Genomic DNA, 12,732 nt, shown 5'->3' with positions numbered 1-12,732 from the left:
TTTATGTAATTCGGTTATGATGTTGAAGATACATAAGCAGGGAATTTCAAAAACATAGCGAATAATTCATGGTACAACTACATATTTTTTTGATTTAAAGTGGTTTCGTTTGACCTTTATTGACCATAATTGTATTATAAGACTAAGAAAGCTTTAGAAGGAGGAAATAACAGATGAATTTAATTCCTACAGTAATTGAACAAACAAATCGTGGAGAACGCGCTTACGATATTTACTCTCGACTATTAAAAGACCGCATCATTATGCTTGGTAGTGCAATTGATGACAACGTAGCTAACTCAATTGTTTCCCAGCTTTTATTCTTGGAATCTCAAGATCCAGAAAAGGATATTCACATCTACATCAACAGCCCTGGTGGTTCTATCACAGCGGGTATGGCAATCTATGATACAATGCAGTTTATTAAACCACAAGTATCAACAATCTGTATCGGTATGGCTGCATCTATGGGTGCATTCTTACTTGCAGCAGGTGAAAAAGGAAAACGTTTCGCACTTCCTAACAGTGAAGTTATGATTCACCAACCACTTGGTGGAGCACAAGGTCAAGCGACTGAAATCGAAATCGCTGCAAAACGTATCCTATTCTTACGTGAAAAATTAAACCAAATTCTTGCTGACCGCACAGGTCAACCACTTGAAGTTCTACAACGCGACACAGACCGCGACAACTTCATGACAGCAGAAAGAGCTCTAGAATACGGCTTAATCGATAAGATCTTTACAAATCGTTAATAAATTAAAAGCGATAGCGGCTCGTTCAGAATGGGAGGAGGATGGAGCTTCTGTCAAAGAGGTGCTTTTTACCTCGACGGAAGAAGCGAAGCCACCGACCATTCTAGCCACTGGAGCTGGATATAATTAAAAGCGAAAGCGCCTTATAACAGGGCGCTTTTTTTTATGTTTTATCCTAAGTCTACATACCTTCACCTATTAAACTCATCCTTACCACAAACAACAAAACAAAAAAGCTATCGCATATACGCGATAGCTTCTTACTGTACATATGCAGCTAATGCTTCTAAAGCCTCTTCTGCATCTGAACCTTCTGTTGTAATTGTTATCATGCTACCAGTTCCAATTGCTAAGCTCATAATCCCCATTATGCTCTTTGCATTTACTGTCTTTCCATCTTTCTCGATAAAGATATCCGCATGAAAACGATTTGCCTCTTGTACAAACAACGCAGCCGGACGTGCTTGTAAACCGTTTTTTAATGAAACCTGAACTCTTTTTTGAACCACAGCTCCATTTCCCCTTTAACCTCTTATTTTTTTGCTACCGTTTCCCCCGCGCGTAATTTCTCTGCAATTTCATCGATTTTACGCAAACGATGATTAATACCCGATTTACTAATTTTCCCCCCGGATACCATCTCACCTAATTCTTTCAATGTTACATCTTGATAATCTCTTCGTAGTTGCGCAATTTCTCGTAGTTTATCTGGCAATATATCAAGACCAACCGTCTCATCAATATAGCGGATATTTTCAATCTGCCTTAGCGCTGCACCAATTGTCTTATTTAAATTAGCTGTTTCGCAGTTCACTAAACGATTTACGGAATTACGCATATCGCGAACAATTCGAATATCTTCAAATCTTAAAAGTGCATTATGAGCACCAATAATATTTAAAAATTCCGTAATCTTTTCAGCTTCTTTCAAATAGGTAATGTACCCTTTTCTTCTTTCCAACGTCTTACTATTTAAATCAAATCCGTTCATCAGTTCACATATAGCATCATTATGTTCCTTATATAACGAAAAGATCTCTAAATGATAAGATGATGTTTCTGGGTTATTTACTGAACCACCTGCTAAAAATGCACCGCGTAAATACGATCGTTTACAACACTTCTTCTCAATCAATCCTTGTGATATATTTCGAATAAATGAAAAGTCATCTCGAACGATATGAAGATCGGCTAATATTTCGCGAGACTTCTCAACAAGCCTTACGATATATACATTATTTTTCTTCAATCGCATTTTTTTACGAACAAGCAATTCTACCGTCACATCATATCCCTTTTTCAAAAGCGTATAAATCCTTCTTGCAATTGCCGCATTTTCTGTTTGAATATCGATAGATAGACGACGGTTTGAAAAAGAAAGCGATCCATTCATTCGAAGTAACGCTGATAATTCAGCTTTTTCACAGCATTCCTTCATTTCAAGGTTCGTCAGCTCTTTCTTTGTTTCTGATGCAAATGACACAGTCAACACCTCCTTATACGATTATTATGGAACAAAATTCTTGTCCTATATGAATGAGGAGCGTTACCTCAAACGAGGCAACGCACATTTATAACAATGAATATAAAATCGAAGCTAACTTTAACGTATCATGCCTTACAACACGATCATCATACTTCGCTAATCCACCTTGAATGACTTCAATATTATTTTCAGCAAAACGTTCTTCATCCACTACAACTGGTGTAGACATTTCTTCCTCATATAACTTACGTAATTCACAAGGAATATCACGATTATTTACAATTGCAGTATTGATAAATGGTTGCCCTAAATGATCATGTAACGCCTGCACATGGTCAAAAGCAGTATATCCCATCGTTTCACCCGCTTGTGTCATAACGTTACATACATATACCTTCTTCGCTTTTGCAGCGAGAACAGCGTCCCCAATTTTGTTAACAACTAAATTTGGCAATATACTCGTATACAAACTTCCTGGACCGAAAACAAGTAAATCAGCTCTTTTAATCTCAGCTAACGTTTCATGCAATGGCTCTACATCTTCTGGAGTTAAAAAGACACGATTAATCTTCTTTCCGTAATAAGGAATCTTTGATTCACCTGTTACAATTTCTCCATCTTCAAGTTCCGCATGAAGTACCGCACTTTGATTTGCTGCTGGTAACACACGTCCTCTGACATTTAATACTTTACTCGTTTCTGTAATTGCATGGAAAAAGTCTCCTGTAATCGAGGTCATACCTGCCAACAATAGATTTCCTAACGCATGACCTTTCAGTCCATCTCCTGTTGTGAAACGGTGCTGAAATAAAGCTTCCACCAGTGGTTCTACATCTGATAATGCAACAAGTACGTTACGGATGTCACCTGGGGGTGGAATTTCTAGCTCATCACGTAATCTACCTGAACTACCACCATCATCAGCGATTGTAACAACTGCTGTAATATCAACAGGATATTGCTTTAATCCTCTTAATAAAACAGAGAGTCCAGTTCCGCCTCCCATGATGACAATTTTAGGTTTTCTCTCTTTTTTCATCCCTTAATGGCCCTTTCTCTTCTCCACATCACGATGAGATACATGAACACTATACTCTGGTTTCAAATGTTTCCCAAGGTACTCTGTAAGCGTAACAGAACGATGTTGTCCACCTGTACATCCAATTGCAATTACAAGTTGACTCTTGCCTTCTCTTTTATAATGAGGCAGCATGAAAGTAATCAGATCCGTCAACTTCTCTAAAAACTTATGTGTCTCATTAAATTTCAGTACATACGAAGAAACTTCTTCATCTAGTCCTGTTAATGGCTTCATATGTGGAATGTAATATGGATTTGGTAAAAAACGAACATCAAATACTAAATCTGCATCAATTGGAATACCGTACTTAAATCCAAATGACATAACATTTACACGAAATGCTTGCTCAGTTTCAGTTGAAAACAGCTGAACAATTTTTTCACGTAATTCTTTCGGTTTTAAATCCGATGTATCAAGCACAATATTCGCTCGTGCCTTCATATCTGTTAATAAATTGCGCTCTGCTTCGATTCCCTTTAATGGCAAACCAGTTGGTGCAAGTGGATGCGAACGTCTCGTTTCTTTATAACGAGTTACAAGCGTACTATCTTTCGCATCTAAAAATAAAATATGAGGAATAATCCATGTACGTTCTGATAAATCATCAAGTGCTCCCCATAAATGTTCGAAAAACTCGCGGCCACGTAAATCAATACCAAGTGCCACTTTATTCATTTTCCCTTTTGAATCCGCCATAAGCTCAATAAACTTTGGCAATAACATTGGTGGCAAATTATCTACACAAAAATATCCTAAATCTTCAAAACTTTGTAAAGCTACTGTTTTTCCAGCTCCAGACATTCCTGTAATAATTACCATTTTTATATCATTATTCTCTGTCATCGTATCCTCTCCTTGACGGTTTAACTCGGATCTAATCGATATGAAAGCAACTCAAAATCTGGGGTATATACAAATGTACCGTAGATTATACCATTTCCTTTAATTAAATAATCAATAATGTGATAATCTCCTGGCGCCATTGCTAAATCATCAATTTTGTCAAACGTATGCCAACCAATGATGCCTTCTTCGCTCTCTAGTTTGTTTTCTCCTGCAAAATCTGTCGCTAAAAAGGAGAACATCATCCATTCCGAAACAACTTTATCACCTTCTTGGATGACAAAGGTGAAAACCCCCTTTAACGCTGGGTTTTTCAAATAAATACCTGTTTCTTCACGATACTCGCGAACAACGGAATCTCTTACAGTCTCACCACGCTCCATTTTCCCGCCTGGTGCAACCCACCAATTTCGACGAGGTTTTTGGAGTAAGAGTACTTCATTATCTCTAATTAACACACAGTTTGTCACTCTTTGCATGTTTCTTCACCTCAGCTACTTGCAGTAAAATTCCTCACTGCATACTTCTTTCATTATACTATCAAAAACAGTTTGCTACAACGAAGGAGCCAGTCCTCTTTCGCTAAGCATATGCTACTCAATAATTGTAAAAAAGCTTCCTATAACAAGCAATGTAAATGCTTAGACTTTCAATGAATAGCATGAAAAATCCCCTTAACGATTTTTATCGCCAAGGGGATTAAAGCCCTTATTTCTTACCGAAATAAGTAACAATCGCAAATCCTAAAATAAAGGTAATAATTGAACTTATAATTGAAAATCCGCCAGTTGGAATCCCAGGGAACACAATTACAATCGAGCCGATAACAAGTCCAATAATTGCCGCAAATGTCATACTTTTATAACGATCTAATAAGAAACTAATTCCTTTACTACTTACAACGAATCCTACCATAACACCAGCACCGATAACCACGATTAAAGGTAAGTTAAGTGTAGTTAAAGCGTTAATTGCTGTTGGATACACACCAATAATTAGTAAAATAAACGATCCACTAATTCCAGGAAGCAGCATGGCCATACTAGCCATCCATCCTGCAAAGAATAAACCGATTGCATTCAAAATTGTTAATGTTGTAATTGGGTCTGCTGCCTTATCCGGTTTAAAGAAAGCTGTGATTGCAACAAGAATTGCTGCAATAATTAATAAAACGATGTGCTTACCTTTAAACGTCGCCTTTGCATCAGCTTCCCTCATTAACATTGGTAAAATACTAATAATTAAACCGAGGAAGAAAAACTGAGTCGGTTCATAATGATTTGCAAGTAAATATTTAATAACGTGACTTAACGTTAAAAACGCTGCTGCCACACCAGCTGCAAGGGGAATTAAAAACCCTAAATGTTTTTTCCATTCACGACTAAAGAATCCGCTAATTGCCGCAAGCAATTGTTCATAAATCCCTAACACAACAGCGATTGTACCGCCGCTCACACCAGGAATTAAATCACTAACGCCCATACAAAATCCACGATATACATTACGCCATTCCATACTGAATAAATTCCTCATTTCTTATAGTGATTTTTTCCGTAAAGTCCAGTATATCAATAAGAAAGCTTATAATCTTAATTATTTTTGACAAAACTTTGACACTTTTACAAAAAAAAGAAGAAAGCTCCTATCGGTAGCTTCCTTCTCACAAGGTATATTATCCCTTATTTTTCTGATACAGTTTTTAATTCCTCTAGTAATTCTTCTACGTAATGTTGTGCACTTTGCGCTGCAATACTACCGTCACCTGTTGCAGTAACAATTTGACGAAGCATTTTTTCACGAACATCGCCTGCTGCGAAAATACCAGGAACTTTCGTTTCCATACGCTCATTCGTTTCAAGATAACCATTTTCATTTGTAATACCTAGTTCAACAAATGGTTTTGATAAAGGTAACATACCGATGTATACGAAGACGCCGTCAGTTTTAAGTTCTGTTTCTTCTCCACTGTTTACGTCTACAAGTGTTACACTTCCTACTTTACCGTTTGTATCGTTAATTTCTTTTATAGTGTGGTTCCAAATGAAGTCCACTTTCTCATTTTGGAAAGCACGATCTTGTAAAATTTTCTGTGCACGAAGAGTGTCACGACGGTGAACGATTGTTACTTTTGATGCGAAGCGTGTTAAATATACACCCTCTTCAACAGCAGAGTCTCCGCCGCCAATAACAACAAGTTCTTTTTCTTTAAAGAATGCACCATCACATACTGCACAATATGATACACCACGGCCGCCAAGTTCTTTTTCACCTGGTACACCGATTTTTTTATACTCTGCACCGCTTGCAACGATAATGGCACGTGCTTTATATTCTTTTTTACCAGCAATAATTGTTTTATATTCTTTACCATCGATGACTTCTTTCACATCACCGTATGCATATTCAGCACCAAATTTCTTTGCATGATCAAACATTTTATTTGATAAATCTGGTCCTAAAATAGACTCATAACCTGGGTAGTTTTCTACATCTTCCGTGTTTGCCATTTGGCCACCTGGAATACCACGCTCAAGCATTAATGTGCTTAAATTTGCACGAGATGTATATACTGCAGCTGTCATACCAGCTGGTCCTGCACCAATAATAACGACATCATAAATTTTTTCTTCTGACACACTACTCACTCCTATCCATTCCTACACAATTAAGTTACCCTCATTATACTGTTAGCATCATTTTTTTCCCAATGATTTGCTTATCTTATGTGTGCGTACGCTTAACAGCTTGCACATACTTTCGGACAGTCGATACAGATACATTATATACATCTCCAAGCTCCGACTGTGTCATCTTATTTCCTTGTTCGCCACGTACAATGTATTCAATCGCAGCTGACCAGCCGTACACGTTTGTAAAAATGTCTCCAGATGTATATAAACGTATGAACGTACAAAACCAAAAGTGTAAACACTCTTCAATTAATTCATCATCTTTTTTCGTATAATTGTATAACGCATCCGCGATTCGCACGCACTGCTCAAATTGTTGTAAATCTGCCAGGATACTCTTATGACTATTAAGTAAAAAGAAGTACTTTGCAAGTTGCGATACGATTGGAACACCGTTCTTCGCTTGCGTTATATCAAAGAAGAATCCGACCTTCTCTGGCGTTGACAATTCATTCATTAAATATAAAGCTAGCATTTGTTCTTCTAGCGTCGCACTTTGCTGAAATGATTTTCGTAATTCTTCAAATAACACACTTTGCCCTTCATCCGCTGAATTTAGCGCATTCCACGGCTCTTTTCCTTTTTTATCAGGGTGCAATTCCACGACATGTTGCCACATTTTTTCAGCTAGTTGCTGATCTTTCACCATATAAGCAGAATATGCAAACCAATAATAAAAACTAACGTCTCCCTCGTATCCTTGACGTTTTAATAATTTGAACCATTTATATGCATGCTCAAAATACCCGATTGTAGCAAGTGTCGTTCCCAGTTTCAAACGATGTTCAAATGAAATCGGATATACTGAAACTAGCTGTCCCGCTAACGCTTTTACTTGTTTATGCTCTCCAATTGAATATAGAAAAATAAGCGTATTACAAAGCGCATGTATATTACCAGGATTTTTCTCTAAAATCATTTCCGTTAACTTCAGTGCCTTGTCTACATTACCAGATTGAAAATGTGCAATGGCTAAATTATTATGACCTGACCAAAATTCCGGATAATCTTTCGTAACAATTTCTAATGTAGCAATCGCTTCTTCCAATTGTCCATTACGAATATAACGGTTCGCTTCTTCCTGCATAACAATTAAATCATCTTCATCCTCAATCTCTTCCGCACCCATCGCTTCTTCTTCCATAATCTCAAGAAGTTCTAATGTATCTTCTACGAATTCCTTCTCTTTTGCAACTTCTAAATAGCGATCCGCATATTTCTTTGCCTGTTGAAATAACCCCATATATGCATAATTATTTGCAATAAAATAATAGCATTGTTCAAGTTCTGGATTAGATTTAACTAACTTTAAGAAGGTTTGATTCGACTCTTGATATTCACCAGCTTCAGATAAAGCTATTGCTAATTGGCATAAAATAAACGGCTCCTTCTCACTTTGTGCCGCTCTTCGAAAATATTTAATTGCATCTTGCAATTTTTGCCCTTTGTAAGCCCTCATCCCTTTTTTATAAAAGAAGTCCGCTAATTGATTAAAAGAGATAACTTGTCCGTTCTCCTTATATATTCTTTGATTTTTCCCCATATATCCTCCAGTTTTTTGTTTTCTTCGTTCACACATTCTTCTATCTATAAGTATAAACGATTCCGTAAAAAACAAAACAGTATATTATACTCAATTATTTCCTTTTTATTCATAAAAAAAGAAGAGAAATGTTACATTTTCACCATGAACCTTCTCTTGCGGCCATTTGCTCTTTCGTATAAATAATACGCATTGGATTTCCACCTACGAAAGCACCGCTCGGTACATCTCTATGAACAAGTGTGCCAGCTGAGACAGTCGCACCGTCTCCAATTTTCACACCTGGTAATATTGTTGCATTCGCTCCAATCATCACTTCATTTCCAATAACGATTTCCCCAAGTCGATATTCACGAATTAAGTATTCATGCGCTAAAAGCGTTGTGTTATAGCCAATAATTGAATTCTCTCCCACAGTTATCTTTTCTGGGAACATAATATCTGGCATTACCATAAGCGCAAATGATGTTTTCTTTCCTACTTTCATCCGTAAAAAAGTGCGGTACAACCAATTCTTCACAGATAAAAATGGCGTGTAACGCGCAATTTGGATAATAATAAAGTTTTTCATTACCTTCCAAAAAGACACTGTTTTATACACATTCCATAATGAATTTTCTCCTGAAACAGGATAGCGCGTTGTCCGTCGCACTTAGCTCGCTCCTCTACTAAAAAAAGTGAAACTTTAAGCAACTAGGGAAACACATCCCCTACTTGCTTACTTGGGCCTTTATGAACGGTTCATATCAGACAAAATCGGTAGCAAATCGCTCATTTTATCTAGCATAAAGTCTGGCTTGTAAGCCTCTAAATACGCTCTACCTTTCAACGTCCATGAAACCGCAGCTGTTCTCGTACCCGCATTTTGACCACCAACAATATCATGATGATTATCCCCAACCATCAATGCTTCTTCTGGTTTCGCCTCTAATAACTCGAGCGCTTTTTGAAGTGGTTCTGGATGTGGTTTCACATGTTCCACATCATCAATTGTCACGACAACATCAAAAAATTCATCAAGCTTTGACAACTTTAATCCCATCTCAACGGTTTGTCTCGCTTTTGTTGTAACAATACCAACCTTATAACCTTGCTTCTTCAACTCTTGAACTGTTTCATATACAGTTTCATATTCTTCTACTAATTCATCATGATGATCATGGTTAAATTGACGATAGCTTGCAATCAACTCTTCTACCTTACTTTCATCAATATTGCTGAAAGTATCATGCAAAGATGGACCGATAAATGGCAACACATCTTCACGCTTATATTGATCTGGATAATATGTATGTAAAGTATGTAAAAAAGAAGAAATAATAAGTTCGTTTGTATTAATTAATGTTCCATCTAAATCAAATAACACTGTATTTATTCTCATTGCCTTAGTCCTTTCTCTTTCCTGAATATGAAAGAAGCAGCATCTTATAATAAGATGCTACTTTTCTCTAATTTTCCGAATATCTTTTATCAGCTTGCCCCATTTTTCGTCTCACAATAATGAAAATAATAGAAATAACAACAAGTCCAATTGACATTACTTGTGCAATACGAAGTGGTCCTAGCATTAAACTATCTGTACGTAAGCCTTCTACGAAGAAGCGCCCTACTGAATACCAAATTAAATATGTGAAGAATAATTCCCCACGTCGTAAATTCACTTTTCTTAATGCAAGTAATAAAATTACACCTGCAAAATTCCATAATGATTCATATAAAAACGTCGGATGATAGTAAACACCATCAATATACATTTGATTAATAATGAAATCTGGTAAATGAAGACCTTCTAAAAACTGTCTTGTTACTTCATCACCATGCGCCTCTTGGTTCATAAAATTTCCCCATCGGCCAATTGCTTGTCCTAGTAAAATACTTGGTGCAGCAATATCTGCCAACTTCCAAAATGAAACCCCGCGACGTTTTGCAAAAAGAATTCCTGTAATAACAGCCCCGATTAAACCACCATGAATCGCCAAGCCACCTTGACGAATATTAATAATTTGACTCGGGTTTTGCGCGTAATATTCCCATTCAAAAATAACATAGTACATTCTCGCAAATAGAATAGCGATCGGTACCGCAATTAATACAAGGTCAACAAATGTATCTTTCGGAATACCTAGCCTTTCTCCCTCGCGAGTTGCCAGCCAAAGACCTAATAGCACACCTGTACCGATAATAATCCCGTACCAATACACAGGAAACGGCCCAAGCTGGATGGCTACACGGTCAAGCTGTGGTACAGAAGCTAACAGCATATGTATGACCTCCCTCTCCAATGTTTACTCCTGATTTCCTAACTCAATTGCACTCATTAATCGTTCAGAGAACTGCTGTGCTGCATTGACTCCCATACGTTTTAAACGGAAGTTCATCGCTGCTACTTCAATAATAACAGCCAAGTTTCGACCAGGACGAACTGGAAGTGTAATCTTCGTAAGTTCTGTATCAATAATCTTCATCTTCTCTTCATCAAGACCTAAGCGATCATAATTTTTCTTTTGATCCCAAATTTCAAGATTAATAACAAGTGTAATACGCTTATAATTTCGCACTGCCCCTGCACCGAATAACGTCATAACGTTAATAATACCTAGACCACGAATTTCTAATAAATGCTCAATTAAATCTGGTGAGCTTCCTACTAATGTGTCTTCATCTTCTTGACGAATTTCTACACTATCATCCGCAACAAGGCGGTGACCACGCTTCACAAGTTCAAGAGCTGTCTCACTTTTACCAACACCACTTTGACCTGTAATTAAAACACCAACACCGTAAATATCTACTAATACACCATGAACAGCTGTTGTTGGCGCTAACTTACCTTCTAAATAATTTGTTAAACGACTTGATAATCTCGTTGTCGTTTGAGAAGAACGTAATAAAGGCATGCCTGATTCACGTGATGCTTGTAATAACTCATCTGGTACATCCTGATTACGAGTTATAATAATACATGGCGTCTCCTCGGTACAAAGCGCTTTCATTCTCTCTTGTTTTTGCTCTGTCGTTAATGTATCAAAGAACGTAAGCTCCGTTTTTCCAAGAAGCTGCACGCGATCAGCTGGATAATATGTAAAGAATCCTGCCATTTCAATTCCAGGTCGTGATAAATCACTTGTATCAATCGGACGATGAATTCCTTCTTCACCACTGATTAACTCCAATTGAAATTGTTCAATTAAATCTTTTGTCCTTACTTTTGGCATATGTATAAACCTCCACTCCGCTGCGGGTTCAGTCTCGTTTGATGTAAAATTCCATTCTATCGGATATTGTACCATTTTTTTCTGAAAACAAGAAATACGGTTTCTAATAAATAGAAAAAAACATTTCATATGAATGATGAAATGTTTTTCTTTTTGTCATTTTCTCTTTTTTTCATATAACGGTTCGACAATTGCCTTTTCAATTATCATATTAAAAATCGAAATACAAATTGCCGCAACAATCGCTACACCAAATCCTGATATATTAAAAGCATCTCCTAATAATGAATCTGCTATTTTTAACGTAATCGCATTAATAACAATTAAGAAGAAACCGAAAGTTACAACAGTAATTGGTAGCGTAATTAGAATTAAAAACGGCTTGACGAACACATTTAAAACCGCCAATATAATACTCGCAATAATTGCAGTTTGTATATTTGCTACGTAAAATGCATCTGGTGCAATCCCTTTTAAAAGTCCCGATACAGCGATTAACACAACGCTATTTACAAGAAGTGATACAATCCATCTCATTTCGTTACACATCCTTTTAAACATATATATTTCATCATACGCTAATAGATAATAAACGCAAGTATCATACAAATACTTATATCAACTTATTCGATGCTTCATGCTTGTATACCTACTAACATTTCTTTGTGAAATAAGGGCCACACCACCTATGTTCATGAGTTTTCACAAAGGTCCAAGTGAAATCTTTATCTACAATATAGATATCACCTTTATACGCATCGTCCCTCTCACACAATATATCATCCATATGTAATAAACTCGCATCTTTTATTAACAGTACATCATCACAATGTTGATAGAATATATAGCAATCCTTTTTCACTTCATTATGAAACGCACTCTCCGCTTCCGTCCCTTCCAAACGCTTCTTTTTCTCATAACTAAATATGTGCCATAGATAACCACATGCATACTTATTTCCATAAAGAAAAATGTCTCCTTTTTCTTTATCACTTAAATGATTTGCAAAATGATTCTCCCAGCGCTTGCGAAAATATACACCCCACTTTTGAAACTCTCTTACTTTCATATTTTTCTTTCTTAACACCTCTAAAAACTCCATCTTCTCCCCCTATACAA

The 12,732-nt window shown here is 36.7% G+C and carries 15 protein-coding genes; 1 reads left to right on the top strand and 14 read right to left on the bottom strand.

Annotated features, from left to right (window positions below):
* Positions 1-173 precede the first annotated feature (173 nt).
* Positions 174-755, top strand: a complete 582-nt coding sequence (gene clpP, locus COK05_RS04315) for an ATP-dependent Clp endopeptidase proteolytic subunit ClpP (protein ID WP_001049156.1) — start codon at positions 174-176, stop codon at positions 753-755.
* Between the two features lie 260 nt (positions 756-1,015).
* Here clpP and COK05_RS04305 read toward each other — a convergent pair whose 3' ends face one another.
* The 14 genes from COK05_RS04305 to COK05_RS04240 form a co-directional block, all read right to left on the bottom strand.
* A complete protein-coding gene (locus COK05_RS04305; RefSeq protein WP_000250307.1) occupies positions 1,016-1,264 on the bottom strand; it encodes an HPr family phosphocarrier protein in 249 nt (82 codons plus the stop codon).
* Positions 1,265-1,287: 23 nt separating this feature from the next.
* Positions 1,288-2,238 carry a DNA-binding protein WhiA gene (gene whiA / locus COK05_RS04300; RefSeq protein ID WP_098611600.1) on the bottom strand — a complete coding sequence of 317 codons (951 nt, stop codon included), beginning with the start codon at positions 2,236-2,238 and terminating at the stop codon, positions 1,288-1,290.
* 88 nt (positions 2,239-2,326) lie between these two features.
* Entirely contained in the window at positions 2,327-3,280 is a 954-nt protein-coding gene (locus COK05_RS04295; RefSeq protein ID WP_098611599.1) for a gluconeogenesis factor YvcK family protein, read from the bottom strand.
* A 3-nt stretch (positions 3,281-3,283) separates the two neighbouring features.
* Entirely contained in the window at positions 3,284-4,165 is an 882-nt protein-coding gene (gene rapZ, locus COK05_RS04290) for an RNase adapter RapZ (protein ID WP_098611598.1), read from the bottom strand.
* Positions 4,166-4,185: 20 nt separating this feature from the next.
* Positions 4,186-4,644 carry an NUDIX hydrolase gene (locus COK05_RS04285; protein ID WP_001190080.1) on the bottom strand — a complete coding sequence of 153 codons (459 nt, stop codon included), beginning with the start codon at positions 4,642-4,644 and terminating at the stop codon, positions 4,186-4,188.
* Between the two features lie 229 nt (positions 4,645-4,873).
* On the bottom strand, positions 4,874-5,680 hold the full coding sequence (locus COK05_RS04280) for a DUF368 domain-containing protein (RefSeq protein WP_098611597.1): 807 nt from the start codon (positions 5,678-5,680) through the stop codon (positions 4,874-4,876).
* A 164-nt stretch (positions 5,681-5,844) separates the two neighbouring features.
* Positions 5,845-6,801 carry a thioredoxin-disulfide reductase gene (gene trxB, locus COK05_RS04275; RefSeq protein WP_141538893.1) on the bottom strand — a complete coding sequence of 319 codons (957 nt, stop codon included), beginning with the start codon at positions 6,799-6,801 and terminating at the stop codon, positions 5,845-5,847.
* Between the two features lie 85 nt (positions 6,802-6,886).
* Positions 6,887-8,398 (bottom strand): tetratricopeptide repeat protein, encoded by a 1,512-nt coding sequence (locus tag COK05_RS04270; RefSeq protein ID WP_098611595.1) that lies wholly within the window; start codon positions 8,396-8,398, stop codon positions 6,887-6,889.
* A gap of 139 nt (positions 8,399-8,537) precedes the next feature.
* A complete protein-coding gene (locus COK05_RS04265; RefSeq protein ID WP_098611594.1) occupies positions 8,538-9,050 on the bottom strand; it encodes an acyltransferase in 513 nt (170 codons plus the stop codon).
* A 78-nt stretch (positions 9,051-9,128) separates the two neighbouring features.
* Positions 9,129-9,779, bottom strand: a complete 651-nt coding sequence (gene ppaX / locus COK05_RS04260; protein WP_098611593.1) for a pyrophosphatase PpaX — start codon at positions 9,777-9,779, stop codon at positions 9,129-9,131.
* Between the two features lie 67 nt (positions 9,780-9,846).
* The gene (gene lgt, locus COK05_RS04255; RefSeq protein ID WP_098611592.1) at positions 9,847-10,659 is read right to left on the bottom strand and encodes a prolipoprotein diacylglyceryl transferase; all 813 of its coding nucleotides are present in this window, start codon (positions 10,657-10,659) and stop codon (positions 9,847-9,849) included.
* A gap of 24 nt (positions 10,660-10,683) precedes the next feature.
* Positions 10,684-11,613: an HPr(Ser) kinase/phosphatase gene (hprK, locus tag COK05_RS04250; RefSeq protein WP_001127251.1), complete on the bottom strand. Its 930-nt coding sequence runs from the start codon at positions 11,611-11,613 to the stop codon at positions 10,684-10,686.
* A gap of 156 nt (positions 11,614-11,769) precedes the next feature.
* Positions 11,770-12,150, bottom strand: a complete 381-nt coding sequence (locus COK05_RS04245) for a phage holin family protein (RefSeq protein ID WP_001267308.1) — start codon at positions 12,148-12,150, stop codon at positions 11,770-11,772.
* 115 nt (positions 12,151-12,265) lie between these two features.
* Positions 12,266-12,715 (bottom strand): DUF4275 family protein, encoded by a 450-nt coding sequence (locus COK05_RS04240; protein ID WP_098611591.1) that lies wholly within the window; start codon positions 12,713-12,715, stop codon positions 12,266-12,268.
* Positions 12,716-12,732 lie beyond the last annotated feature (17 nt).

Origin of the sequence: Bacillus cereus, from assembly GCF_002567495.1 — a bacterium.
In the GTDB taxonomy this organism is placed as follows: Bacteria; Bacillota; Bacilli; order Bacillales; family Bacillaceae_G; genus Bacillus_A; species Bacillus_A cereus_AQ.
Note: the sequence above shows the minus strand (reverse complement) of the source record. Positions and strands in the feature narration are given on the sequence as shown.

What these genes read in the sequence shown, in the direction of transcription:
- clpP (WP_001049156.1), top strand. Translation starts at nt 174, where the DNA reads ATGAATTTAATTCCTACAGTAATTGAACAAACAAATCGTGGAGAACGC.
- COK05_RS04295 (WP_098611599.1), bottom strand. Translation starts at nt 3,280, where the DNA reads ATGAAAAAAGAGAGAAAACCTAAAATTGTCATCATGGGAGGCGGAACT.
- rapZ (WP_098611598.1), bottom strand. Translation starts at nt 4,165, where the DNA reads ATGACAGAGAATAATGATATAAAAATGGTAATTATTACAGGAATGTCT.
- COK05_RS04285 (WP_001190080.1), bottom strand. Translation starts at nt 4,644, where the DNA reads ATGCAAAGAGTGACAAACTGTGTGTTAATTAGAGATAATGAAGTACTC.
- COK05_RS04280 (WP_098611597.1), bottom strand. Translation starts at nt 5,680, where the DNA reads ATGGAATGGCGTAATGTATATCGTGGATTTTGTATGGGCGTTAGTGAT.
- COK05_RS04270 (WP_098611595.1), bottom strand. Translation starts at nt 8,398, where the DNA reads ATGGGGAAAAATCAAAGAATATATAAGGAGAACGGACAAGTTATCTCT.
- ppaX (WP_098611593.1), bottom strand. Translation starts at nt 9,779, where the DNA reads ATGAGAATAAATACAGTGTTATTTGATTTAGATGGAACATTAATTAAT.
- lgt (WP_098611592.1), bottom strand. Translation starts at nt 10,659, where the DNA reads ATGCTGTTAGCTTCTGTACCACAGCTTGACCGTGTAGCCATCCAGCTT.
- hprK (WP_001127251.1), bottom strand. Translation starts at nt 11,613, where the DNA reads ATGCCAAAAGTAAGGACAAAAGATTTAATTGAACAATTTCAATTGGAG.
- COK05_RS04245 (WP_001267308.1), bottom strand. Translation starts at nt 12,150, where the DNA reads ATGAGATGGATTGTATCACTTCTTGTAAATAGCGTTGTGTTAATCGCT.
- COK05_RS04240 (WP_098611591.1), bottom strand. Translation starts at nt 12,715, where the DNA reads ATGGAGTTTTTAGAGGTGTTAAGAAAGAAAAATATGAAAGTAAGAGAG.